This window comes from Nonomuraea sp. KM88 (assembly GCF_052245635.1).
In the GTDB taxonomy this organism is placed as follows: Bacteria; Actinomycetota; Actinomycetes; order Streptosporangiales; family Streptosporangiaceae; genus Nonomuraea.
In genome coordinates this window covers 117,857-141,283 of the sequence record NZ_JBQQCC010000004.1, presented here as the reverse complement: position 1 = coordinate 141,283, position 23,427 = coordinate 117,857, and the positions used below count along the sequence as shown (strand labels likewise).

Annotated in this window: 22 protein-coding genes; 12 read left to right on the top strand and 10 right to left on the bottom strand. The window is 69.8% G+C overall.

Going from position 1 to position 23,427, the window contains the following annotated elements; translation table 11 throughout:
- Nucleotides 1-7: 7 nt before the first annotated feature.
- Both ACTWPV_RS13965 and ACTWPV_RS13960 read left to right on the top strand, forming a co-directional pair.
- Entirely contained in the window at nucleotides 8-622 is a 615-nt protein-coding gene (locus ACTWPV_RS13965; RefSeq protein ID WP_443152057.1) for a mycothiol-dependent nitroreductase Rv2466c family protein, read from the top strand.
- Between the two features lie 75 nt (nucleotides 623-697).
- On the top strand, nucleotides 698-1,990 hold the full coding sequence (locus ACTWPV_RS13960) for an ArsB/NhaD family transporter (RefSeq protein WP_443152056.1): 1,293 nt from the start codon (nucleotides 698-700) through the stop codon (nucleotides 1,988-1,990).
- A gap of 43 nt (nucleotides 1,991-2,033) precedes the next feature.
- Here ACTWPV_RS13960 and ACTWPV_RS13955 read toward each other — a convergent pair whose 3' ends face one another.
- From ACTWPV_RS13955 to ACTWPV_RS13940, 4 genes are read right to left on the bottom strand one after another with little or no spacing between them, the layout of a single operon-like run.
- On the bottom strand, nucleotides 2,034-2,492 hold the full coding sequence (locus ACTWPV_RS13955; RefSeq protein WP_347645665.1) for a nuclear transport factor 2 family protein: 459 nt from the start codon (nucleotides 2,490-2,492) through the stop codon (nucleotides 2,034-2,036).
- A 24-nt stretch (nucleotides 2,493-2,516) separates the two neighbouring features.
- A complete protein-coding gene (locus tag ACTWPV_RS13950) occupies nucleotides 2,517-4,817 on the bottom strand; it encodes a xanthine dehydrogenase family protein molybdopterin-binding subunit (protein ID WP_443152055.1) in 2,301 nt (766 codons plus the stop codon).
- Entirely contained in the window at nucleotides 4,814-5,821 is a 1,008-nt protein-coding gene (locus ACTWPV_RS13945) for an FAD binding domain-containing protein (RefSeq protein ID WP_443152054.1), read from the bottom strand. Before ACTWPV_RS13945 ends, ACTWPV_RS13950 begins: the two co-directional genes overlap by 4 nt.
- A complete protein-coding gene (locus ACTWPV_RS13940) occupies nucleotides 5,818-6,306 on the bottom strand; it encodes a (2Fe-2S)-binding protein (protein ID WP_443152444.1) in 489 nt (162 codons plus the stop codon). The genes ACTWPV_RS13945 and ACTWPV_RS13940 overlap by 4 nt, the downstream gene beginning before the upstream one ends.
- A 117-nt stretch (nucleotides 6,307-6,423) precedes the next feature.
- On the opposite strand from ACTWPV_RS13940, the gene ACTWPV_RS13935 reads away from it, so the two are divergent.
- From ACTWPV_RS13935 to ACTWPV_RS13915, 5 genes are all read left to right on the top strand, one after another.
- On the top strand, nucleotides 6,424-7,071 hold the full coding sequence (locus ACTWPV_RS13935) for a TetR/AcrR family transcriptional regulator (RefSeq protein ID WP_347645662.1): 648 nt from the start codon (nucleotides 6,424-6,426) through the stop codon (nucleotides 7,069-7,071).
- 178 nt (nucleotides 7,072-7,249) lie between these two features.
- A complete protein-coding gene (locus ACTWPV_RS13930; RefSeq protein WP_443152053.1) occupies nucleotides 7,250-8,860 on the top strand; it encodes a cellulase family glycosylhydrolase in 1,611 nt (536 codons plus the stop codon).
- 218 nt (nucleotides 8,861-9,078) lie between these two features.
- The gene (locus ACTWPV_RS13925; RefSeq protein ID WP_443152052.1) at nucleotides 9,079-10,512 is read left to right on the top strand and encodes an alanine/glycine:cation symporter family protein; all 1,434 of its coding nucleotides are present in this window, start codon (nucleotides 9,079-9,081) and stop codon (nucleotides 10,510-10,512) included.
- Between the two features lie 111 nt (nucleotides 10,513-10,623).
- Nucleotides 10,624-11,046 (top strand): hypothetical protein, encoded by a 423-nt coding sequence (locus ACTWPV_RS13920; protein ID WP_443152051.1) that lies wholly within the window; start codon nucleotides 10,624-10,626, stop codon nucleotides 11,044-11,046.
- An 18-nt stretch (nucleotides 11,047-11,064) separates the two neighbouring features.
- Entirely contained in the window at nucleotides 11,065-12,018 is a 954-nt protein-coding gene (locus ACTWPV_RS13915; RefSeq protein ID WP_443152050.1) for a hypothetical protein, read from the top strand.
- A gap of 22 nt (nucleotides 12,019-12,040) precedes the next feature.
- Here the strand turns inward: ACTWPV_RS13915 and ACTWPV_RS13910 are convergent, their stop codons facing one another.
- Nucleotides 12,041-12,352, bottom strand: coding sequence for a YbaB/EbfC family nucleoid-associated protein (locus ACTWPV_RS13910; RefSeq protein WP_443152049.1), 312 nt, complete (start codon nucleotides 12,350-12,352; stop codon nucleotides 12,041-12,043).
- 30 nt (nucleotides 12,353-12,382) lie between these two features.
- On the opposite strand from ACTWPV_RS13910, the gene ACTWPV_RS13905 reads away from it, so the two are divergent.
- Nucleotides 12,383-13,306 carry a glutaminase gene (locus ACTWPV_RS13905; RefSeq protein WP_443152443.1) on the top strand — a complete coding sequence of 308 codons (924 nt, stop codon included), beginning with the start codon at nucleotides 12,383-12,385 and terminating at the stop codon, nucleotides 13,304-13,306.
- A 103-nt stretch (nucleotides 13,307-13,409) separates the two neighbouring features.
- On the opposite strand, the gene ACTWPV_RS13900 is transcribed toward ACTWPV_RS13905, so the two are convergent.
- From ACTWPV_RS13900 to ACTWPV_RS13880, 5 genes are all read right to left on the bottom strand, one after another.
- Nucleotides 13,410-14,357 carry an AfsR/SARP family transcriptional regulator gene (locus tag ACTWPV_RS13900; protein WP_443152048.1) on the bottom strand — a complete coding sequence of 316 codons (948 nt, stop codon included), beginning with the start codon at nucleotides 14,355-14,357 and terminating at the stop codon, nucleotides 13,410-13,412.
- Nucleotides 14,358-14,779: 422 nt separating this feature from the next.
- Complete coding sequence (locus ACTWPV_RS13895) at nucleotides 14,780-16,612, bottom strand: glycoside hydrolase family 127 protein (RefSeq protein WP_443152047.1); 1,833 nt, start codon at nucleotides 16,610-16,612, stop codon at nucleotides 14,780-14,782.
- Nucleotides 16,605-17,369: a carbohydrate ABC transporter permease gene (locus ACTWPV_RS13890; RefSeq protein ID WP_347645658.1), complete on the bottom strand. Its 765-nt coding sequence runs from the start codon at nucleotides 17,367-17,369 to the stop codon at nucleotides 16,605-16,607. Before ACTWPV_RS13890 ends, ACTWPV_RS13895 begins: the two co-directional genes overlap by 8 nt.
- Complete coding sequence (locus ACTWPV_RS13885) at nucleotides 17,366-18,280, bottom strand: carbohydrate ABC transporter permease (RefSeq protein WP_443152046.1); 915 nt, start codon at nucleotides 18,278-18,280, stop codon at nucleotides 17,366-17,368. The genes ACTWPV_RS13890 and ACTWPV_RS13885 overlap by 4 nt, the downstream gene beginning before the upstream one ends.
- Nucleotides 18,277-19,536 (bottom strand): ABC transporter substrate-binding protein, encoded by a 1,260-nt coding sequence (locus ACTWPV_RS13880; RefSeq protein WP_443152045.1) that lies wholly within the window; start codon nucleotides 19,534-19,536, stop codon nucleotides 18,277-18,279. The genes ACTWPV_RS13885 and ACTWPV_RS13880 overlap by 4 nt, the downstream gene beginning before the upstream one ends.
- Before the next feature lie 110 nt (nucleotides 19,537-19,646).
- Here ACTWPV_RS13880 and ACTWPV_RS13875 point away from each other — a divergent pair, with 110 nt between their 5' ends.
- From ACTWPV_RS13875 to ACTWPV_RS13860, 4 genes are all read left to right on the top strand, one after another.
- Entirely contained in the window at nucleotides 19,647-20,660 is a 1,014-nt protein-coding gene (locus ACTWPV_RS13875; protein ID WP_443152044.1) for a LacI family DNA-binding transcriptional regulator, read from the top strand.
- A gap of 127 nt (nucleotides 20,661-20,787) precedes the next feature.
- On the top strand, nucleotides 20,788-21,798 hold the full coding sequence (locus ACTWPV_RS13870; protein WP_443152043.1) for a LacI family DNA-binding transcriptional regulator: 1,011 nt from the start codon (nucleotides 20,788-20,790) through the stop codon (nucleotides 21,796-21,798).
- A gap of 327 nt (nucleotides 21,799-22,125) precedes the next feature.
- Complete coding sequence (locus ACTWPV_RS13865; protein WP_443152042.1) at nucleotides 22,126-22,929, top strand: alpha/beta fold hydrolase; 804 nt, start codon at nucleotides 22,126-22,128, stop codon at nucleotides 22,927-22,929.
- A gap of 33 nt (nucleotides 22,930-22,962) precedes the next feature.
- Nucleotides 22,963-23,409, top strand: coding sequence for a YdeI/OmpD-associated family protein (locus ACTWPV_RS13860; RefSeq protein ID WP_443152041.1), 447 nt, complete (start codon nucleotides 22,963-22,965; stop codon nucleotides 23,407-23,409).
- The last annotated feature ends 18 nt before the right edge of the window (nucleotides 23,410-23,427 follow it).

Sequence of the window (23,427 nt, the reverse complement as noted above, 5' to 3'; positions counted from 1 at the left end):
TTACCGCGTGATCGCCGACATCTGGTTCGACCCGTCCTGCCCCTACACCTGGGTGACCTCCCGCTGGTTGCTGGAGGTGCGGAAGGTCCGGCCCGTCGAGGTGCGCTGGCACGTCATGAGCCTGTCCGTGCTCAACGAGGGCCGCGACGACGACCCCGAAGGCGACCCCGAGGGTTACCTGTGGGTCCCGGTGCGCGTGTGCGCGGCGGTCCGGCGGCATCACGGCCAGGAGGCGCTGGGCCGGTTCTACACCGCGCTGTGGACCACCGGCGACGGCGGCGACTGGATCGGCGACCTGCGCGCGGCGCTGGAGAGCGCGGGGCTCCCGGCCGGGCTGGCCGAAGCCGGCTTGTCCACCGACTACGACGACGACGTGCGGGCCTCGCACGCCGAGGGCATCGCCCTGGTCGGCGAGCACGTGGGCACGCCGATCGTGGCCGTCACGGGCACGGGCGACGGCCCGGGCGGCAGCGGGCGGATCGCGTTCTTCGGCCCGGTCGTGTCGCGCGTCCCGCGCGGCGAGGACGCCGGCCGGCTGTGGGACGGCACGCTGCTGGTGGCGGGCACCCCGGGCTTCCACGAGCTGAAGGGCGGGCCGCACCGGGAGCCGGTGCTCGGCTGAAGCCTCCGCCGGGCCCTGTGATCAGGGTTGATAACGTGTGTCTCCGGCGGTCCTGTCACCGACTCTGGAGTTCGTTTGACCGTTACGGCCTGGGTGGCGGTGGCCGCGTTCCTGTGCGCGTACACGTTGATCGCCACCGAGAAGGTGCACCGGGTCGCGGCGGCGCTCGGCGGCGCGGCGATCATGCTGGCGATCCACGCCACCGACGCGGGCTCGGCGTTCTTCAGCGAACATTCCGGCATCGACTGGAACGTGATCTTCCTGCTCCTCGGCATGATGATCATCGTCGGGGTGCTGAAACAGACCGGCGTCTTCGAGTTCCTGGCCATCTGGGCGGCCAAACGGGCCAAGGGCCGGCCGTTCCGCCTCATGGCGCTGCTGATCGTGATCACGGCGTGCGCGTCGGCGCTGCTCGACAACGTGACCACCGTGCTGCTGATCGCGCCCGTGACGTTCCTGGTGTGCGAGCGGCTGGCGCTGCCCGTGGCCCCCTACCTGATCGCCGAGGCGCTGGCGTCGAACATCGGGGGCGCGTCCACGCTCGTCGGCGACCCGCCGAACATCATCATCGCCAGCCGCGGCGGCCTGACCTTCAACGACTTCCTCGTCCACATGGCGCCGCTCATCGTGGTGCTGGTGGCGGTGTTCATCGGGCTGTGCCGGTGGTTGTTCAGCTCGGCGTTCACGTACGACCCCGAGCGGGCCGCGGAGATCATGACGTTGAACGAGCGGGAGGCCATCGCCGACCACCGGCTCCTGCGGCAGTCGCTGGCCGTGCTGGTGCTGGTGATGGCGGCGTTCGTGCTCCATCCCGTGCTGCACTACGAGCCGTCCGTGGTCGCGTTGCTCGGCGCGGGCGTGCTGGTCGCGGCCACCCGGGTGACGACCGAGGAGGCCATCCGCGAGGTCGAGTGGCCGACGCTGGTGTTCTTCGCGGGGTTGTTCGTCATGGTCGGGGCCCTGGTGGAGACCGGGGTCATCGGGATGGTCTCGGAGGCGGCGGCGCAGGCCACCGGCGGGCGGCTGGCGCTGTCGGCGATGGTGCTGCTGTGGGGTTCGGCCGTGCTGTCGGCCGTCGTGGACAACATCCCGTACGTCGCCACCATGAGCCCCATCGTGGCCGAGCTCGTCCAGGCCGCGGGCGGCGGCGAGTCGGCGCAGGTGTTGTGGTGGGCCCTGGCCATCGGCGCCGACCTGGGCGGCAACGCGACGGCCGTCGGGGCGGCGGCCAACGTCGTCATCCTCGGCATCGCCGCCCGCAACGGCACCCCGATCAGCTTCTGGCAGTTCACGAAGTACGGGCTGGTCGTCACGTTCGTGACCGTGGCGCTGTCGACGCCGTACCTGTGGCTGCGTTACCTCACCTGAGCGGGCCTCGCCCGCGCGGGCCCTCACCTGCGCGGGCGCGCCCTCACTGGAGCGGCAGGACGTCCACGCCGTGCTCGGCCTCGCCGCGCGGGCCGAAGATGCGCCGCTCGGCCTCCGTGATGCGTACGTCGTTGATGCTGGCCTCCCTGCGCCGCATCAGGCCCGACGCGTCGAACTCCCACTGCTCATTGCCGTAGCTGCGCCACCACTGCCCGGTGGCGTCGCGCGACTCGTACTGGAAGCGCACCGCGATGCGGTCGCCCAGCACCGCCCACAACTCCTTGCGCAGCGCGTAGTCGAGCTCCCTCGCCCACTTGCGGCGCAGGAACTCGACGATCTGGTCGCGGCCGGTCACGAACTCGTCGCGGTTGCGCCACACCGAGTCCTCGGTGTAGGCGCCCGCGACCTTCTCGGGGTCGCGGGTGTTCCAGGCGTCCTCGGCGGCCTGCACCTTGACGCGGGCGCTCTCCTCGGTGAACGGCGGGACGGGCGGGCGGGACATGGGCGCCTCCTTCTCCACGGAAGCCTAGCTTGGGCGGCTCGGCGAACCGTGGACCTCCAGCAGCTTGTCGAGGGTGATGGGCAGGTCGACGACCCGCCTGCCGGTGGCGTGCCTGACGGCGTTCGCGACCGCGGCGGCGACCCCGGTGATGCCCACCTCCCCGATCCCGAGCAGCCCCAGAGGCGTCGTCGGGTCGGGCACGTCCAGCCACTGCACGTCGATGCGGGGGATGTCGGCGTGCACGGGCACGAGGTACTCGGACAGGCTCGGGTTCATGACGCGGCCGGTGCGCGGGTCCACCTGGGTCGCCTCCGACAGCGCCATGCCGATGCCCATCACGATGCCGCCGCGCAGCTGCGCCGCCGCCGTCTTCGCGTTGATCACCCGGCCGACGTCGAACACTCCCAGCCAGCGCGACACGCGTACCTCTCCGGTGTCCCGGTCGACGCGCACCTCGCAGAAGTGGGCGCCGCTCGCGCCCTTCACCCAGCGCCTGCGCTCGTTCAGGGTCCTCGCCAGGAACTTCAGCATGCCCGTCCCCCCACCCGCCTCCAGGTGGTCGCGTCCCGCGCGGGCCAGGATCGCCGTGTACGTCTCGCCGCGCCCGCCGTGGTGGAGACCGCCGTCGCGGGCCTCCAGCTCGGCCAGCCTGCGCCCGCGCAACGGCGAGTCGGGGGCCCGCCGCGCCAGGGCGAGCGCCGACTCCTTGAGCTTGCGGCAGGCGTCCAGCACCCCGGCCGCGGCGCTGGCCGTCTGCGCCGACCCGCCCGCCCCCGGCCCGGCGGGCAGCTCGGAGTCGCCGATCTCCACGCGTACCGCTTCCAGCGGAACGCCCAGCTCGTCCGCGGCGATCTGGGCCTGCACGGTGGCCGCGCCGACGCCGATCTCCTGGAGGGCGCACCGCACCACGACCGTGCCGTCCGCAGCGAGCCGCACTGTGACACTGGCCGGCATCGTCAACGACGAGTGGTACGCCGTGGCGACCCCCATGCCGACCAGCCAGCGGCCGTCCCGCATGGAGCCCGGCCGGGGGTCGCGCTCCCGCCACCCGAACCGCTCCGCCCCCAGCTCGTACGCCTCGCGCAACATCCGGTGCGTGAACCGCTTGCCGTCCATCGGGTTGCGCGCGGGCTCGTTGCGCCTGCGCAGCTCGATCGGGTCGATGCCCAGCTCGCAGGCCAGCTCGTCCATGGCCGACTCCAGCGCGAAGGAGCCGACGGAGTCGCCGGGGGCGCGCATGGCCGTGTTGGCGAGCAGATCGAGCTGGACGATGCGCTGCCGCAGGTGGATGGTGGCGGCGTCGTAGAGGTGCTGGGAGGACGAGATCACCCCTTCCGGCATGCCGCCGATCCGGCCGGTCGTGGCGACGCTGGTGTGGATCAGCGCGGTCAGGTCACCGTTGGCGCCGGCCCCCAGCGCGACCCGCTGCACGGTGGGGGTGCGGCCGCCCACCGTCCGGTAGACGCCCTCCCTGGTGAGGGCGAGCCGTACGGGGCGGGCGGTCGCGCGGGCGGCCAGCACGGCGAGGAGCGTGCCCGCCCACACGAAGCCCTTGCCGCCGAACCCGCCGCCCACGTAGGGGGAGAGCACCCTGATCGCCCGCTCGGGGATGCCGAACCTCAGCGCAAGGTGGGCGCGCAGCCAGGCGATGTTCTGCGTGCTCTCGTGCACCGTCAGGTGGTCGCCGTCCCACACGGCGATCGTGGCGTGCGGCTCCATCGCGTTGTGGTGCTCCGGCGGCGTGGTGAAGCGCAGGTCCACCGAGACCGGGGCGGCGGCGAGCGCGGCCACCGCGTCGCCCTTGTCGCCGCCGGCCGGCTGCAGCACGTTGCCCTTCTGCGGCTGCGCGTTCGACTCCTCGGCCGCGAAGTCCACCACGGCGGGCAACTCTTGGTACGCGACCCGCACCAGGGACGCCGCGTGCCTGGCGGTCTCGGGCGTCTCGGCCACCACGACCGCCACCGGCTGGCCGTTCCAGTGCACCTCGTCCGTGCCCAGGTAGGCGACCGACGTGCCGGAGGCCAGCGAGCTGGGGTTCATCAGGCTGGTCTTCGGCGCCGGCTTCATGGGCGGGGCGTTCTCGTGGGTGAGCACCTCGATGACGCCGGGCACGGCCCGCGCGGCCTCGGTGTCGATGGCCTCGATGCGGCCCCTGGCGATCGTGGCGTGGACGAGCGCGGCGTGGGCCATTCCCGGATAGCGGTGCTCGGCCGCGTAGCGGGCCTCGCCGGTGGTCTTGGCCCGGCCGTCGACCCGGTCGACCGGGCGTCCGACGTGCTTGACGGTGTCCTGCCGCTGCTCGGTCTCGGCGAATTTCGTGGTCATGCCCTGTCCTTTCCCGGGCCCTCTCCGGTGTTCAGCTCGCGCAGCGTGGCCACGATCGTGGCGCGCGCCAGGTGGACCTTGAACGCGTTGCCCGGCCGGACGTCGGCCCCGGCGAGCTCGGCCTCGGCCGCGCGGGTGAAGGACTCCTCGCTCGCCGGCCCGCCGAGCAGGATCCGCTCCGCCTCGTGCGCCCGCCACGGCTTGGCCGCGAGCCCGCCCAGCGCCAGCCGCGCCGCCGTCACCGTGCCGTCCCGCACTTCCAGCGCCGCCGCCACGGAGACCAGGGCGAACGCGTACGACGCCCGGTCGCGCACCTTGCGGTAACGGGAGCGGATCGCGACCGGGGCGGGCGACAGCTCCACCGCCGTGACCAGCTCGTCGGGGGCCAGCTCCGTCTCGACCTCCGGTGTGTCACCGGGCAACCGGTGGAAGTCCGTCATGGGGATGCGCCGCGTCCCGCGTACGCTCTCCACCTCGATCACGGCGTCGAGCGCGGCCAGCGCCACGCACATGTCGGAGGGGTGCGCGGCGATGCAGCTGCCGCTGACGCCGAGGACGGCGTGCGACCGGTTGAACCCGCCGAGCGCGTCGCAGCCGCCGCCCGGCTCGCGCTTGTTGCAGGCGGCGGCGTGGTCGTAGAAGTAGGGGCAGCGGGTGCGCTGGAGCAGGTTGCCGCCGACGGTCGCCATGTTGCGGAGCTGGGCCGAGGCCCCGGAGAGGAGCGCCTGTGACAACACCGGGAAGCGGGCGCGCACCCGCTCGTCGGCCGCGAGCGTGCTGTTGCGCACCAGCGCGCCGATCCGCAGCACGCCGCCGGGCAGCTCACCGACCGTGTCGAGGGGCAGGCCGGTGACGTCGACGACGGTGTCCGGCTGCTCGACGCCCTCGCGCATGAGGTCGACCAGGTTGGTGCCGCCGCCGAGGAACTTCGCGCCCGGCTCGTCGGAGATCGCGCGGACGGCGCCGGTGACGTCGGCGGGCTTGACGTACGCGAACGGCTTCACCGTGCCTCCTGACCCGCGACGTCCTTGATGGCGTCGACGATGCCGTTGTAGGCGCCGCAGCGGCACAGGTTGCCGCTCATGCGCTCCCTGATCTCGGTCTCGCTGAGCTCTCCTGGCCGCTCCGTCACGGCGCTGGGCATGCCCGCGCGGTGTTCGGCCAGCATGGCGACCGCCGAGCAGATCTGGCCGGGTGTGCAGTAGCCGCACTGGAGCCCGTCGTGCCGGATGAACGCCGCCTGCATCGGGTGCAGGTCATCGCCGGTCGCCAGGCCCTCGATCGTGGTGATCTCCTTGCCGTCGTACTGGACGGCCAGGGCCAGGCAGGCGTTGATGCGCACGCCGTCGGCGAGCACCGTGCAGGCGCCGCAGGCGCCCTGGTCGCAGCCCTTCTTGGGGCCGGTGACGCCGAGCCGGTCGCGCAGGGCGTCGAGCAGGCTGACCCACGGCTCGACGTCGAGGGACTCGGCGGCGCCGTTCACCCGCATCCGTATCTCGGTCACGCGCTTCCTTCCGTCGGAACCGTTGTCCCGGCGACGCTAACAGAACGACGTTTCGTTAACAAGAGAACGACGTTCTTTAAAGCAGGCGTATGCTGGGCGACGATGACGCGGACCTTCATGCGGGCCAGGCGGCCGGAGCACAAGCAGCAGCGGCGCGAGGCGATCCTCGCCGCCGCGCGCGAGCTCGCCGCCGCGTCCGGCGTGCGCAACGTCAGCCTGGGGGCGGTCGCGGAGGCGGTCGGGCTGGCCAAGTCCAACGTCGTACGCTATTTCGGCACCCGGGAGGAGATCTACCTCGTCCTCGCCTGCGAGGAGTGGCAGCGGTGGGCGGACGCGGCCACCGACCGGCTGCGCACGGCCCGCGACACGGCCGACGTGGCGGCGGCGCTGGCCGACACCATCATCGACCAGCCGCTCTTCTGCGACCTGCTCAGCCATTCGAGCACCAGCCTGGAGCACAACGTGTCGGTCGCCGCGGCCCGCGAGTTCAAGATCACGGCGCTGCGCACGGCCGCCGACCTGGGCGCGCAGGTCGGCCGCGCCACGGGGCTGACCGACCGCGAGGGCATGGAGCTCGTCTCCGCCGCCGCGGGGCTGGCCGGCATGCTCTATCCCGCCGCCAACCCGCCCCCCACGATGGCCGAGCTCTACGCCCAGGATCCCGAGCTCGCCGCGCACTGCCCCCAGCTGCGGCCCAGCCTCCTCCGCGCCCTCATGGCGCTGGCCGCCGGGCTGCCCACGCTCAGATGAAACTTTCAGCTCAGGACCGCCGGCGCGCGCCGGGCCGGGCGCGGCGTCTTCCCATGTAGGGGCCCTTCCCCCGCGCCCGGGAGTGCGTGCCGCCTCCCGGCCACCGCTGTACACGAGGACCGGATCCGCAGACCATGCCGGTTACATAACCGGTTAACCCCAGCGGAAAGGCACCCTCATGACCAACCGGCTCGGGCTCGTGGCCGCGGCGTTCCTGTCGCTCCTCATCTCGATGATCGTCGCCCCCGTTCCCGCGCACGCCGCGACCGGGCTCCGGGTCAGCGGCACCAGGATCGTGGAGGCCAACGGGAACCCGTTCGTCATGCGCGGCGTCAGCCACGCGCACACCTGGTTCACCAGCCAGACCGGCTCCTTCGCCGGCATCAAGTCGCTGCGGGCCAACACGGTCCGGGTGGTGTTGAGCGGCGGCAGATGGACCCCCAACGACGCCACCGACGTGGCCAACGTCGTCTCCCTGTGCAGACAGAACCGGTTAATATGCGTGCTCGAAAACCACGACACGACCGGCTACGGCGAGCAGGGCGGCGCGTACACGCTCAGCCAGGCCGTCGACTACTGGAGCAGCGTCAGGAGCGCGCTCACCGGGACCGAAGACTTCATCGTCATCAACATCGGCAACGAGCCCTACGGCAACTCCAACGTCTCCGCCTGGACCAGCGCGACCACCGACGCGATCACCCGGATGCGCGGCCTCGGCTTCGACCACCTGCTCATGGTGGACGCGCCCAACTGGGGCCAGGACTGGCAGTTCACCATGCGTGACAACGCCGCGACCGTCGCCGCCGCCGACCCCCAGGACAACACGGTCTTCTCCATCCACATGTACGGCGTCTTCGACACGGCCGCCGAGATCACCGCCTACCTCGGCGCCTTCCAGTCGGCCGGCCTGCCGCTGGTGATCGGCGAGTTCGGGCACGACCACTCCGACGGCAACCCGGACGAGGACACGATCATGTCCGAGGCCCGGTCGCGCGGCGTCGGCTACATCGGCTGGTCGTGGAGCGGCAACGGCGGCGGCGTCGAATACCTCGACATGGTGAACAACTTCAACGCCTCCAGCCTGACCTCCTGGGGCGAGCGCATCTTCAACGGCGCCGACGGCATCGGGCAGACCTCACGCGAGGCGACGTTCTTCGGCGGCGGCACCGGCGACGACACCACCGCGCCGACCACCCCCGGCACCCCGTCGGCCACGAACGTGACCGCGAGCGGCGCCACCCTCCGCTGGACGGCCGCCACCGACTCCGGCGGCTCCGGCCTGGCCGGCTACGACGTCTACCGCGAGCAGGGCGGCACCGACGCCCTGCTCGGCAGGACCGCCACCAACACGATCACGCTGACCGGGCTCAGCGCCGCGACGGAGTACCAGGTGTACGTGCGCGCCCGCGACGGCGCGGGCAACCTGTCCGGCAACTCCCCCACGACCACGTTCACCACGTCGTCCGGCGGCGGCCCCGGCGGCGGCTGCACGGCCACCGGCACCGTCCAGAGCCAGTGGGGCGGCGGCTACGTCACACAGGTCGCCGTCACCAACGGCGGCTCCTCCGCCATCAGCGGCTGGGCCGTCACCTTCACGCTGCCCGCCGGGCACACCGTCACCGGCTCGTGGAACGCCACGCTGAGCGTCAGCGGGCAGACCGTCACGGCGCGGAACGCCGGCTACAACGGCAGCCTGGCCGCCGGCGGCTCCACCAGCTTCGGCTTCCAGGCCGGCCGTCCCGGCGGCGACACGGCCACGGCGGGCGCCTACACCTGCACCGCCTCCTGACCGCCGATCGCACCTCTATACGTCACCGATCGTGTCCCCGCCGCGTTTCCGCCCGGCGGGGACACGACCATTGATGAGCCATTCAACAATGCAAGAATAATTGCAACTTCGCGATGTATCACTCGTGTATCGGCGGTCGCTAGCATGCCGAATCCACCCCTCCAGCGGGTTTCGAGTTCAATGCTGCTGGCAACCCCTCACACACGAGAGACTCCTTCATGGATGCTGCGCTCGCCGATATCACTGACGGCTTGTGGACATATTTGCTCATTCCCGTAGTCGTCCTCCTAGGACTTTTCTTCACCATCCAGTCAAAAGGCGTGCAGTTCCGCATGTTCCCGGAGATGTTCCGAGCGGTGGTACGGAAGTCGGCGCCGGACCGGGAGGGCGGGAAACCGGTGTCGTCCTTCGGCGCCTTCACCATCTCCGCGGCGGCCCGGGTCGGCACCGGCAACGTGGCGGGAGTGGCCGCCGCCATCACCCTGGGCGGGCCCGGCGCGGTCTTCTGGATGTGGGTGATGGCGGTCATCGGCGCCGCGTCGGCGTTCGCCGAATCCACCCTCGCGCAACTGTACAAAGTCCGCGACAAAGACTCCTTCCGCGGCGGCCCGGCCTACTACATGAAGTTCGGCCTCAACGCCAAATGGATGGGCATGACCTTCGCGGCGGTCATCACCCTGACCTTCGCACTCGCCTTCAACTCCGTGCAGGCCAACACCATCACCGCCACCATGATGTCGGCATTCGACATACCCGCCGACTCGGCCACACCGTCCATCATCATCGGGCTCGCCCTCGTCGCACTCACCGCACTGGTGGTCTATGGCGGAGTGACCCGGCTGGTGTCGGTAACGACCATGCTGGTCCCCGTCATGGCCATCGCCTACCTGCTGCTCGGCACAGTCGTCGTCATCATCAACATCCACAACCTCCCCACAGTGATCACCCAGATCGTCAGCAGCGCGTTCGGACTCCAGGAGATGGCGGCCGGCGGCCTGGGCGCGGCCATCATGCAGGGCGTGCGGCGAGGCCTGTTCTCCAACGAGGCCGGGCTGGGCTCGGCCCCCAACGCGGGCGCCGCGGCCAGCGTGCGGCACCCGGTCAACCAAGGGCTGGTGCAGGCACTCGGAGTGTTCTTCGACACCATCCTGGTCTGCTCGATCACCGCGTTCACCATCCTCTTCGCCAACCCCACCCTGGCCGGCAACGACCAGACAGGAGCCACCCTCACCCAGTCCGCGCTGGTGACCAACCTCGGCTCGTGGGCCGGCGTCGCGCTGGCCATGGTGATCTTCATGCTGGCGTTCAGCTCAGTGCTGGGCAACTACTACTACGGCGAGTCCAACGTGGAGTTCCTCATCGGCCGCAAAGGCCTGCCAGCACTCCGCGTGCTGGTCCTTATCGCGGTGTTCGTCGGGGCCGTGGGCTCCTTCGCCACCGTATGGGCCGTCGCCGACCTCATGATGGCACTCCTGGCACTGATCAACCTGGCCGCACTCGCACCACTGTCCAAGACCGCCTTCAAACTGCTGGCCGACTACGTGGCACAACGCAAAGCAGGCGTCGAAGACCCCGTCTTCACCAAGGACCGAATGCCCGAACTACGCAACGTCCAGGTCTGGGACAACGCCGACGTACCGGCGAAGAACTGACCCGACCTCAGCGAGAAAGGCCGAGCGACCCTCTCAATAGCCAGCAAGGCCTTTCCCGCACCCACGCAGTATAGGGATGAAGCCAGGCAAGCGGCAGTCGGGGAGTAAACCTTGTCGGATCCAAATCCATCACATGCCCTCGAAACGAATCATTCTCTACTCGAAGAAAACAGCGGTCACATCTGCCAAGCGGGCGTCTATCTCGACCTGATTACAACGGCCTACAGGGACGAGATTTATGCTCTCCAGGCACATTTTGGAAACCCCTCCACCGACGAAGTCGCACACGCCTTCCGCAAGGGTAGGGACAGCCATCCCGGCTTCGATGAGGTTTATCGCGACCTGGATGACGCCGTGAAGGTCATCCGGGAGTCCTACGCCGCGATTTCCGTGATGGTGGAACAAATGAGCACCAATATCAAGGATGCGGACTGGGTTAACATGCTCAACGTCGGCGCCGTCCAGGAACTCATCGAGATCAGCTCAAGGGACGACTCCATCGCCGTGCCGACCACCATGGCTCGCCGCGACTGACCCACAGGGAGACGACGTATGGCGATGGGGGCGGCAACCAAGGTCACGCTCGGCCTGATGGGCGGCGTAGGCCTGGCGGCGGCGTTGAATCCCGAGACGATACTCGGAGTGCGGGAACTGGAAGGCGATCCAGTACAGATCCGCAAGGCTGCGGACCTGCTCGACTTGATCGCCGACATGATCGATATTCATCAGCAGCAGGCTCACACCTGGGCCTCCGAGATATGGAGGGAGAACTCCGGGCCGGGGTACACCGAATTCCGCAAGTTCTGGGAGGGTAAGTTCGGCCTGGCGGTGTTCGCGACGGCGCTGAAGTACCGAAGAGTTGCCCAGGCGTGCCGTGCCTACGCCGAGGTCATCGAGCTGACCAACTACGCGCTGAAGGTGCTCTGCTGGATCCTGATCGCGGACATGATGTTCACCGTCGGCTACCAGCTCGTCACCTGGAAGATCTTCAGGGCGATCCTGCGCCGAAAGGCGCTCTTGGCCAAGAAGTATGGCGAGACCTTCGCCATCAAGTTCATCTTGCCCTTCCTCGCCTACCCGCTCGCGGACAGCTTCGCCTACGCGGCAGGCGAGGTGGCGATTCCCTTCGCCATCAACAAAGCTGCCGGGCTGGAGCGGGACCTGGGCGGCAACGAGGTGACGACACTGGACTACAACGTGCATGAATACGGCCGCCATTTCCTGCGTAACATGGCCTTCGACCACGTTGCAGACGCCACCGCCTGGGGCATGCAGAAGGTGCCAGGGCTGCGGATGCTCGGCAAGAACGTTCCGTTGCCCAACGGCTGGCAGCTGAACACCGGAACCATCATCCCCAGAATGGCCGGATCGACTTCCTACGCGGTGGTCGGGGACCTGCTGAACCACGACAACCCACTACCCGGCACCGAAACCGGTCTGACCGCGGAGGAGATGTACCAGAAACTCCTGACCCAAGGCTCGCGCGGGTTCATCCCGAAGAGATGACCGCCGCCCCACCCGGCCGCGGCTACTCCAGATCGAGATATGGCCCGGCCACCCGGATGGCCTTGCGCCCGGCATCCATCATCGCCTGCCGGGCGGCATCCATGATGGCCTCAGCCAGTTCTTCGGAGCCCATCCGCATTGCTCGCGGGTCGATTCGCAGGTGCAGCACTTCCCCGGACGGCGCGACCCGGACCAGGACCTTTCCGCCAGCACTCGCCGCCTCCCCTTGTATTTCATTGATTTGTCCGACGACGTCGGACAGTGGCTGAGCATCTTTTTGAAATTCCGCCACAAGCCGGTCCAGCTCGGGATCAAAGCCCACACCTTCGTTCATGCGCCGAATCTACTAGAGATTGTTGATGAAATGGAAGTAGCAGCGAACGACAAGGAAGTCGTACAGAACGTGTGGACCGCAGTCAAGCCGTTCATTGGCCGAGGCAAGGTCGCGGACTATATCCCCGATCTTGCCAGGGTGGATTCCAACCAGTTCGGCTTCGCGTTGGCGACGGTGGACGGCGAGGTGCATTCGGCCGGCGACGCGACCACTCGCTTTTCGTTGCAGAGCATCATCAAGGTGTTCGGCCTGGCACTGGTGCTGAGCCGGGACAGCGACGACATCTGGAAGCGGGTCCATCGCGAACCGGCGGGCACGCCGTTCAACTCGCTGATCCAACTGGAGATGGAGCGAGGCATCCCGCGCAACCCGTTCATCAACGCCGGGGCGCTGGTCATCACCGACCAGTTGCTGACGGACCGGGGCGACGCCTTCGACGCGGTACGCACCCTCCTACGCGCCGAGACCGGCAACCCCGAGGTGCAGGCGGACACCGTCACCGCCACCTCCGAGGCCACCAACGGGTTCCGCAACGCCGCGATGGCCAACCTCATCGCCGACTTCGGCAACCTGACCAACCCGGTGGACCAGGTGCTCGACCACTACTTCCGCCAATGCGCGCTGATGCTCAACTGCGACGAACTGGCCCGCGCCGCACTGTTCCTGGCCCGCGACGGCATCCGGCAGGACGGCTCGCGGATCCTGTCCGCGCGGGACGCCAAGCGGATCAACGCGATCATGCTGACCTGCGGCACCTACGACGCCGCCGGAGACTTCGCCTACCGGATCGGGCTGCCGTGCAAGAGCGGAGTCGGCGGCGGCATCCTAGCCATCGTGCCCAGCCGCTACACCCTGGCCGCATGGGGGCCAGGCCTGGACCAGAAAGGCAGCTCGGTGGCGGCGGCAGCGGCGTTCGAGGCCTTCGTCTCTCTGACCGGCTGCTCGATCTTCTGACCCGACGGCCCAGCACGAAGCGGTCACCTGATGGAGGGGCCCGAGACGTTAGCCTCCGCGCTGCCCCGCATGGATGAGATGCCGCTTATCCGACAGATGGGGCTTATCCCAGCCGCAGCATGTAGCAAGGCTGAGCGTCACAGTCCTCCTCGACACGTTCCACTAGCCCGGCTGCGGCCATCGCGTTCGCCAGTTCGTGCGCCGTCAGCGGATGGGCGGGCGGGAGCGCTTTGAAGCTTGATGTCAGATCAGAGAATGACCGGCCACCGGCCTCCGGCAGTACCTCCAGCACCAGGGCGTGCACCCGGGCACCGTTCAGGATGCCGAACTGCACCATCTGCAGTTCCCCATTTGGCTCGACGCCGAGTTCCTCGCGCAAAGCTTGGCGGCACTCCGCATACGCGGCCAACGCTTCTTCACGGCGGCCCTCGCCGTACAACGCAAGAATGAGCAGCATCCACGCTCGCTCGCGGAACGGATGGTCACCCAGGCACTTCCGGGCCCGGGCGATCACAGAAGCGTACATCTGGGCGGCGAGCTCGAGCGCGGCCAGGCTCTCGTTCAGCGCCAGGCGCTGCTCGCCGAGATGCTGCAACTGGGCGGCCCACTGCGGGTGCGGCGACAGGTCTTCCAGCGGACTGCCGCGCCACAGGTCGTCGGCGCGGCGGAAAAGCTCCAGGGCGACCTTCGGGCGGTGCCGCTCAAGGGACAACTCCGCCTGCCGTGTCAGCTCGGTGAAGGTCAGTATGTCCAGCTCGTGCGGGCTGACCCGGAGCCGGTAGCCAACCGAGTCACCGATGATCCTGTCGATGCCGCCCAGCGTGGTGCGAAGGGAACTGGCGTAGGTGCGGATGTTGGCGATCGCAGAGCGTGGTGGCTGGCCCCGCCAGAGGATCTCAATCACGGTGTACAGCGGCACCACCCGGTTGGGGTTGAGCAGAAGTGTGGCGAGGAACTGCCGTGGCTTTTCCGCGGCCAGCGGGACGACCCGCCCGCTCGCCCGCACGGTCAGCGGCCCTAAGATGCCAAAACGCAATCCATCATCTGACATAAGGCAAAAACTACGTAGATCTTTGTTTCCTCTGTGTTAGCGAGTTAGTTGTCCCGGCGCCACTCCAGATCTTCACGTTCTGCGTCACCCACCCGGCTGGGCGGCTACCGTCTACGCGTTGGACCCGCCGACAGCGCCAACTCCCAAACCTGCAGCGCGCATTCCAGCCGAAGTCGGGACGTACACGGGACGCACCGAGTCGGGCGGGATCGCGTACACCCTCCGCTCCAGCAGCCCGACCAACGCCGCGCCCGACTCCAGTTGGACGCGGAGCTTGGAGGTCGAGACGGGGTCCGGGTCAGCTTCCGGTCACCGTCGGAGGTCTTCGCGTAGGGCGAGGTCACCGTGACGGGCACGCCAGGGAGGCTGTGAGCGCTAACGCCGCCAGGCAGGCAAGCCGTTTACGCATGGGCATCTCCAGGTCAGATCGGGAGCCAGACCCGCATGGTAGCGGGGCCGCGGTTGCCCCACCGGTGGTAGGGCACGAGCCGCAGCGTGACGTCCGCGCCGCCCGCCCGGCCGCCGGCGACCGGCGCGTACGGCCAGCCGCCGTCGCCCCCTGAGCCGAGCGCCGCCGCCACCTCCAGCTCGACCACGCCGTCCATCTCGCGCTCCACGGGCGGCCCGACCCGCGCGGCCAGGTCGCCGAGCGGCGGCTCGTCGGCCACCGACTCCGCGCAGTAGACCAGTGGCCCTCGCTCGACCGCGGCGCTCCCCCGCAGCGCGTCGATCCGCCGGTCGGGGAACGTCCACCGGGGCGCCATCGGCAGCTCCAGCCGGATCTCGTCGCCGGCCCGGCACGGCCCCTCCACGGAGACGTAGCCGGGAGAGGCCGGCCTGACCGCGGGGTCGCCGGGAGGCGGCGCTCCGGGAGCCGGCGCGGGCACGTGCACGATCGTCGCGCCCGAAGCCCAGGCCGGCACGCGCAGCGTGATGCCTCCAGGACCGCCCTCCAGCACCCGCACGCGCACCGAGCCGGTCCACGGGTAGCCGGTCTCGACCCTGACCGCCAGCCGCCCGTGCCGGATCTCCGACGGCGTGAGGTGGTGGATCTGGATCCCGCCGGCCGAGGAGGTCGCGACGTAGGCGGGCAACGACGCCATCGTGCGGGCGATGTTGTTCGGGCAGCAGGACACGTCGAACCACGGCGAGCGCAGCCCGCCTTCGGGAGCGTGGTTGACGCCCTCCAGCGGTACCGCGGGCACCCGCACCTGCAGCGGGTTGGCGTAGAAGAACGACCGGCCGTCCAGGGCGACCCCCGTGGCCAGCATGTTGTACAGCGTGCGCTCGGCCAGGTCGGCGTACCGGGCGTCGCCGGTGGCCAGCAGCAGCCGGTGCGACAGCATGATGGAGGCGATGCTCGCGCACGTCTCGTTGTAGGCCCGGTCCGGCGGCAGCTCGTAGTCCTCGCCGAACGACTCGTCGGCGTGCCGCGACCCCATCCCGCCGGTCAGGTGGGTGCGCCGCGCGACCGTGCGCTCCCACTGCGCCTCGACCGCCTTAAGCAGCTCCTCGTCGCCGGTCTCGACGGCCACGTCCACCACGCCCGAGGCGAGGTAGAGCGCGCGGACCGCATGGCCGCGGAACACCTGCGCCCGCCTGACGGGCAGGTCGTCCTGGTAGTAGGCGCGGCCGAAGGGGATGTCGGCCAGCGCGGGCAGGCCGCGCCGCTCGACGAAGCGGCGGGCCATCTCCAGGTAACGCTCGGTCCCGGTCGCGCGGTAGAGCTCGACGAGGGCCATCTCGATCACGGGGTGCCCGCACGTCTCCGTGCCCTCCATGAAGCGGCGGCACACGTGGTCGGCGGCCCTGACGGCGACCTCCGTGAGCCGGTCCTCGCCATGCACGCGCAGCCGGGCGACCCCGGCCTGGATGAGGTGGCCGTAGCAGTAGAGCTCGTGCCCCCACGCGAAGTCGGTGTAGCGGCTGCCGGACCAGCGGGTGTTGAGGTAGCCGTCGCCCTCCTGGGCCCGGGCCACGGTCTCCGCCAGCGCGGGCAGCCCCGGATGGTCCGCCCAGGCCATGGCCTCCAGCAGCTTGTAGATCTCCGAGTCGCTGAACTCCCGGCCCCGGCGGGGGCGCTCGCCGCGGAAGTTGCCGATCCAGCCTTCGCGTTCCTCCCATTCCTGGCAGTGGGCGATGGTGACCTCGCGGTTCAGCGCGACCCGGTCACCCCAGAAACCGGGCGACAGCCGTACCGCGTCGAGGCCGAGCGGGGAGAGGACGCCCGATGAGGGCACGACGGGGTCAGCCACGCAGAGCTCCTGACATGAATCCGCGCACGTAGTGGCGCTGCAGCACGATGAAGAGGATGAGACAGGGGATCGCCATGACCATGACGCCCGACTGGAGCATGCCGTAGTCGATCGCGCCCATGGTCTGCGACGTCATGCTGACCACGGCCACCGGCAGGGTGAACGACGCGCCGTCGTTCAGCAGGATGAGCGGTGCGAAGAAGTCGTTCCACGAGGCGAGGAACGCGAACAGGCCCACCGTGACCAGCGCGGGCCGCACGGCGTGCAGCAGAATTCTGGAGAAGGCCGTGAACGTGCCGCAGCCGTCCACCAGCGCGGCCTCCTCCAGCTCGCGCGGCACCGCCTCGAACGCGTTGCGCATCATGAACAGCGCGAACGGCAGCTGGAACATCACGAAGACCAGCGAGAGCCCGGCCAGGGAGTTCTGCAGGCCGAGATAGCCGAGCAGGACGTAAAGCGGGATCAGGATCGTCGCGTACGGCACCATGAGGATCGCCAGCGTGGCCAGGAACAACAGGTTCTTGCCCGGGAAGTCGAAGCGGGCGAAACCGTAGCCGCCGAGCGCCGAGACGGCCAGTGTGCCCGCCACCGTCATGAACGACACCAGCACGCTGTTGGTCGCGTACGTGCCGACGCCCTCGCCGAAGCGTGCCATCTCCAGGTAGTTGGACGGCTCCTCCAGCGACGCGTACCCGCTCCACACCAGCGGGAACAGGAACAGCACCGCCAGGGCGGACAGCGTGAGATACCGGCTCACCGAAGCCTCCGCATCATCAGCGTGTTGAGCCCGACGAGGGCCACGAGCAGCACGACCGACATCGCCGCCGCGCCGCCGAGGTCGAAGCGGAAGAACGCGGCCCGGTAGATGACCATGACCATGGAGACCGTGCTGTTGTCGGGGCCGCCGCTGGTGAAGACGAAGAACTGGTCGAAGGCCAGCAGCGAGCCCGTGACGCTGAGGATCAGCATGAGCGCCAGCGTCGGGCGCAGCAGCGGCAGCGTGATCTTGGTGAAGATCTGCCGGCGGCCGGCCCCGTCGCTCCTCGCGGCCTCGTAGACCTCGACGGGGATCGCCTGCAGGCCGGTCAGCAGGATGAGCATGTTGAACCCGGCGAAGCGCCAGAGCACCAGCGCGATCGTGGAGAACAGCGCCATGTCGGGCGTGCCGATCCACCTGACGGGCTCGCTGGTGATGCCCAGCGCCTGCAGCATGGGGTCGATGGGGCCGAAGTCGTTGTTCAGCATGCCGTAGAACAGCAGCCCGGCGGCGGCGAAGCCGACGGCCCCCGGCAGGAAGAACGCGGTCCTGAAGAAGCCGATGCCCGGCCCGCGCTCCTGCACGAGCAGGGCGAGGCCGAGCGCGACGGCCGACAGCAGGACCGTGGTGATCGCGGTGTACTTGAGCGTGAAGAACACCGCGTCGACGAAGAGCGCGTTGTCGGCGATCTTGAGGTAGTTGCCGGGGGCGTTGAACCGGGCCGGGCCGAGCAGCGGCCAGCGGTTCAGCGACATCCAGACGACCAGCACCAGGGGGGCGACGAACAGCACGCCCACGATGGCGGCGGTCGGGGCCGCGTAGAGCCAGCCCTGCGCCTTCCTGCTCCGCCACCGTGCGGGCGGAGCCGGGCGGGCCGGCCGCCGCAGGGATCGGGCGCTCGTCAACGTCATTGTTGCAGCGACTTCGTGATCTCGGCGTTGAGCTGGGGAATCTTCGAGGCGTCACCGAACACCGCCTCGCGGGCCAGCCGCAGCCACGGCCCCTGCGGGTCGTTGAAGGTCTGGCCGAAGCGCAGCGCGTACGGCGTCCGGCCCTTGGCGACCAGCGAGTTGATCAGCTCCACGCGCGGGTCCTCGGCGGAGTACTTGTTGCCGGCCAGGTCCGTGCGGGCAACCACGTCCTTGTTCTTGGCCATGATCTCGACCTGCGCCTCGTCGGAGACCGTCCAGGACAGGAACTCCCAGGCCGCGTCCGCGTGCTCGGAGGTGGCGGAGACGCCGATGGAGTCGCCGCCGACGAACGTCGACTCGCCGCCGTCGGGCCCGGCGATCGCGGTGACGCCGATCTTCATGTCCTCGGGCATCAGCCCGAGCATGGTCGAGGGCATCGGCATGACGCCTATCTCGCCCTTGGGGAAGAAGCCGGTCCAGGTCGGCCCCTGCTCCTCCTTGGTCGTCGGGCCCGTGACCTTGTTCTCGTACAGCTCGCGGTAGATCTTGAAGACCTCGGTCATGGCCGGCCGGTCGTTGAGGGAGGTGGTGCCCTCGGGGTTCATGACCTGCCCGCCTGCCGCCCACACCGACGGCCAGAACGTGAACACGTAGCAGCCGCCGCAGTTGCCGCCGAAGAAGGTGCCGTGCACCTTGCCGTCCTTGCCGAGCTTGTCCTGGATGGTGGTGGCGTGCTCGGCGAACTCCTTCAGGGTCGCGGGCCCCTTCTCCGGATCGAGCCCGGCCTTGGTGTAGAGGTCCTTGTTCCAGAACCAGACCGACAGGTCGAGCGTGTGCGGGAGGGTGTACTGCCGGCCGTCGAGGGTGCCGAGCTTCATGTGCGAGGGCGCGAGATCGTCCTTGTACGGCAGGGCCGCGATCCTGTCGGTGACGTCCATGAACAGGCCCTGGGAGGTGTAGTTCGGGACGAAGATGACGTCGGCCGCGAAGACGTCGGGAAGCTGCTTGGCGCCGGCCGCGGCGGCGATGCGTGGCTGGTAGTTGTCGGTCGGTATGACGGTGAGCTTGACCTGGTTCTTGTGACTGCTGTTGTAGGCCTTGACCAGGCGCTCGCTCTGCGCCTGGGTGGCCGCGCGGGTCCACATGGTGATCGTCACGGGACCGTCCGCCGGTTGCGAGCCGCCGCCGCTGCCGCAGGCCGCTGCTGTGAGCGCTAACACGCCGAGGAGTGAGATCCCGGCCAGCCTTCGTCTCATGATGTGCTCCTGGACTTAAAGGTTTTCGGAAACGTAGAAGAAACATGACCCCATGTCAATGGATGTTAGGGTGCCATGCAGTTCACAGGTGACGAAAAGGGTTTCGAAACATGGCGGGTAAGCGGGCGACCATCAATGATGTGGCCTCGCTGGCGGGGGTTTCGATCGCCACGGCGTCCAAGGCGCTCAACGGGCGCCAGGATGTGCGGGCGGCGACGCGCGAGCGCGTGCTCGCCGCCGCGGCGGAGCTCTCCTTCCAGCCGAACGCCCTGGCCAGAGGGCTGCTGTCCGGGCAGACCCGCACGGTCGGGCTGCTGACCTCCGACAGCGTCGGACGGTTCGGCATCCCGGTGCTGCTCGGCGCGGAGGACGCGTTCGGGGCCGGCGAGATGGCCGTGCTGCTCTGCGACGCGCGCGGCGACGCGATCAGGGAGCAGCACCACGTGCGCGCGCTGCTGTCACGCCGGGTCGACGGGCTGATCGTGGTGGGCGAGAGCACCGACCCGCGCCCCTCGGTGAGCAAGGACCTGCCGGTCCCCGTCGTCTACGCCTACGGCCCGTCGGAGGACCCCGCCGACGTGTCGTTCGTGCCCGACGACGTGGGGGCGGCGGCGATGGCCGTCAACCACCTGCTGGCGCTGGGCCGCCGCCGCATCGCGCACGTCACGGGCCCCGCGCACTACAAGGCGGCCCGCGACCGCGAGGAGGGGCTGCGCCTGGCGCTCGCGGAGGCCGGCCTTGAGCAGGCCGGGCAGACGCTGTCCGGGGCGTGGTCCCAGCGGTGGGGGCGGCACGCGGCCGAGATGTTGCTGATGGCCGAGCCGGAGATCGACGCGGTGTTCTGCGGCAGCGACCAGATCGCGGCCGGCTTCGTGGAGACCGCCCGCGAGCGCGGGCGGCGGGTGCCCGACGACATCGCGGTGGTGGGCTACGACAACTGGGAGGTGTTGTCCACGGAGACCCGGCCGGCGCTGACGACGGTCGACATGAATCTGGAGCTGCTCGGGCGGACGGCGGCGCAGCACCTGTTCGCGGCCATCGACGGCAGGGCCACGCCCGGGGTGCACAAGATGCCCTGCCAGCTCGTGATCAGAGACTCCACCTCCCCGCCCGGCGTCTCCTGACCTCCGCCGGAAAGCGCATGTGACGTACCTGGCTTAAACGGTTAATGTCTCCTCCGGAGGCACACAGGGCAGCTGGATGCCGGTGGCCTACAGTGGAGAGGGTTATCCGGTTCAGGAGAGGACGTCCGTGAAGCGACCGACGATCGCCGACATCGCCAGCCGGGCGGGAGTGTCCAAGGTGGCGGTCTCCTACGCGCTCAACGGGCAGCCCGGGGTGTCGGAGGCGACGCGGGCCAGGATCATCGCCATCGCCGACGAGATCGGCTGGCGGCCCAACAGCGCGGCCCGGGCGCTCAACGGCGCCAGGGCCAACTGCGTCGGCCTCGCGCTCTGCAGGCCCGCCCGCATCCTGGGCGTCGAGCCGTTCTTCATGGAGCTGATCTCCGGCATCGAGGGTGTGCTCGCCGACCGCTCCTACGCGCTGCTGCTCCAGGTCGTCACCAGCCACCAGCAGGAGAGCGAGGTCTACCGGCACTGGTGGGGCGAGAGCCGCATCGACGGCGCGTTCCTCGTCGACCTGCACTATGCCGACACCCGCGTGGCCGAGCTCGAGCGGCTCGGCATGCCGGTCGTGGTGATCGGCCACCCCTCGGAGTCCGGCTCGCTGTCGGCCGTCTGGTCCGACGACGGCGAGGCCGTCCGCGAGACCGTGGGCTACCTGCGGGCGCTCGGCCACCACCGCCTCGCGCGGGTCGCCGGGCTGCCCGAGCTCGTCCACACGACCGTGCGCGACCAGGCGTTCGCGCAGGCCTGCGAGGGCGTGGCCGAGCACGTCGTCGTGCACACCGACTACACCGGCGAGGAGGGCGCCAGGGCCACCAGGCGGCTGCTCAGCTCGCCCGACCGGCCGACGGCGATCGTCTACGACAACGACATCATGGCCGTGGCCGGCCTGTCGGTGGCGCAGGAGATGCGGGTGGAGGTGCCGCGCGACCTGTCCATCGTGGCCTGGGACGACTCGCCGCTGGCGCAGGTCGTCCGGCCGCCGCTGACCGCGCTCACCCGCGACATCCCCGCCTACGGCGCGCACGCCGCCCAGCGGCTGCTCGCCCTCATCTCCGGCGAGAGCGTGCCCCCCTACCAGGATCAGGCGGCCGTGCTCACGCCGCGCGGCAGCACCGGGCCCGCGCGCGCCTGACCGGCGCGAGTCCCATGCCCGCGATCCGGCGCGCCCGTCCCGCACGCCCCTGATCCGGACGCGCGGGCCCGCGCTCTCCGGCGCGGGCCCTCGTGCGCTTCCTGCCTGCGCGGGCCCCGTGCGCGCAGGTCCGCGGCGCGTGCCGCGGGTGCCAGGTGCGTGGCTGGCAGACCGCGCATTCCCGCCGCGGCACGCGCCGTCCCCTCCTTCGCGGCACATCCCGTCCGTACGGAGCGCTGGGCGGCGTTCCTGAATACGCCCGTGCCCGACCGAGATACGACCGTGACCTGCCTTGACAAATTTTTTTGTCGGCTCTACGTTCGACGCATGAGCACAGTACGTTCGGCCGACGGCACCACCATCGCCTACACCCGCGCCGGCCAGGGCCCCGCCGTCATCCTCGTGGACGGCGCGCTCAGCTTCCGCGCGCAGAGCATCAACACCGGCCTGGCCACCGCCCTGGCCGGCGACTTCACGGTCTACACCTACGACAGGCGCGGGCGAGGCGAGAGCGGCGACACCCCGCCGTACACGACGGAGCGCGAGATCGAGGACCTCGCCGCGCTCGCCGAGCTCGCCGCAGGGACGGGCGGCCCGGTGCGGCTGTACGGCACGTCGTCAGGGGCCGCCCTCGCGCTGGCCGCCGCCGATGCGGGAGTGCCGGTCGAGAAGCTGGCGCTGTACGAACCGCCCTTCATCGTCGACGGCACCCGCCCCGCCATCCCCGCCGGCTACGAGCGCACGCTGAACGAGCTGGTGGCCGCCGGCCGCCGCGCCGACGCGGTGCGCTACTTCATGCGCACGGGCGTCGGGCTGCCGGGCATGGTCGTGACCATGATGCGGTTCATGCCGGCCTGGTCCACGCTCAAGTCGGTGGCACACACGCTGCCGCACGACGCGGCGTTCGTGGCGCCGTACGAGAAGGGCGAGCCCTACCCCGAGTCGAGCTGGGCCGCGGTCAAGACGCCCACGCTCGTCATGGACGGCGGCAAGAGCAAGCCGTGGATCCGCAACGCCGCCAGGTCGCTGGCCGACCTGCTGCCCAGCGCCGAGCACCGCACGCTCGACGGCCAGACCCACATCGTCAAGCCGGCGGCGCTGGCGCCCGTGTTGACGGAGTTCTTCCGCTGACCTGCTCCCCCGCCCCTTTTCCGGAGGTATGTGATGAGGTTCCGCACCAGGATCGAGCTGGCCGGCAAGACCGCCACGGGCTTCGAGGTCCCGGCCGAGGTCGTCGAAGAACTCGGTGGCGGCCGGCGGCCCGCCGTGACCGTCACCATCGGCTCCCACTCCTACCGCAGCACGGTGGCGACGATGGGCGGGCGGTTCATGGTGCCCCTGAGCGCCGAGAACCGGCAGGGCGCCGGGCTGTCCGCAGGCGACGAGGCCGAGGTGGACATCGCGCTCGACACCGCGCCCAGGCAGGTGTCGGTGCCGGCCGACCTGGCGGAGGCGCTCGGCCGAGCTCCCGAGGCCAGGGCGTTCTTCGAAAGCCTGTCGTACTCACGGCAGAGGCGTTACGTGCTCCTCGTCGAGGGCGCGAAGAAGCCGGAGACCCGGCGGAGGCGCGTGGCCGACTCCGTCGCCAGGCTCGCCGACGGGGTGGCGTGACCGCACTCCCACGGGCCG

Bases quoted from the DNA above. Each gene is read 5' to 3' on its own strand.
- ACTWPV_RS13940 (WP_443152444.1), bottom strand. From the start codon at position 6,306: ATGCGGGTGAACGGCGCCGCCGAGTCCCTCGACGTCGAGCCGTGGGTC.
- ACTWPV_RS13860 (WP_443152041.1), top strand. From the start codon at position 22,963: ATGAGGTTCCGCACCAGGATCGAGCTGGCCGGCAAGACCGCCACGGGC.
- ACTWPV_RS13910 (WP_443152049.1), bottom strand. From the start codon at position 12,352: ATGAACGAAGGTGTGGGCTTTGATCCCGAGCTGGACCGGCTTGTGGCG.
- ACTWPV_RS13900 (WP_443152048.1), bottom strand. From the start codon at position 14,357: ATGTCAGATGATGGATTGCGTTTTGGCATCTTAGGGCCGCTGACCGTG.
- ACTWPV_RS13950 (WP_443152055.1), bottom strand. From the start codon at position 4,817: ATGACCACGAAATTCGCCGAGACCGAGCAGCGGCAGGACACCGTCAAG.
- ACTWPV_RS13925 (WP_443152052.1), top strand. From the start codon at position 9,079: ATGGATGCTGCGCTCGCCGATATCACTGACGGCTTGTGGACATATTTG.
- ACTWPV_RS13930 (WP_443152053.1), top strand. From the start codon at position 7,250: ATGACCAACCGGCTCGGGCTCGTGGCCGCGGCGTTCCTGTCGCTCCTC.
- ACTWPV_RS13915 (WP_443152050.1), top strand. From the start codon at position 11,065: ATGGCGATGGGGGCGGCAACCAAGGTCACGCTCGGCCTGATGGGCGGC.
- ACTWPV_RS13875 (WP_443152044.1), top strand. From the start codon at position 19,647: ATGGCGGGTAAGCGGGCGACCATCAATGATGTGGCCTCGCTGGCGGGG.
- ACTWPV_RS13905 (WP_443152443.1), top strand. From the start codon at position 12,383: ATGGAAGTAGCAGCGAACGACAAGGAAGTCGTACAGAACGTGTGGACC.
- ACTWPV_RS13865 (WP_443152042.1), top strand. From the start codon at position 22,126: ATGAGCACAGTACGTTCGGCCGACGGCACCACCATCGCCTACACCCGC.
- ACTWPV_RS13885 (WP_443152046.1), bottom strand. From the start codon at position 18,280: ATGACGTTGACGAGCGCCCGATCCCTGCGGCGGCCGGCCCGCCCGGCT.
- ACTWPV_RS13935 (WP_347645662.1), top strand. From the start codon at position 6,424: ATGACGCGGACCTTCATGCGGGCCAGGCGGCCGGAGCACAAGCAGCAG.
- ACTWPV_RS13955 (WP_347645665.1), bottom strand. From the start codon at position 2,492: ATGTCCCGCCCGCCCGTCCCGCCGTTCACCGAGGAGAGCGCCCGCGTC.
- ACTWPV_RS13880 (WP_443152045.1), bottom strand. From the start codon at position 19,536: ATGAGACGAAGGCTGGCCGGGATCTCACTCCTCGGCGTGTTAGCGCTC.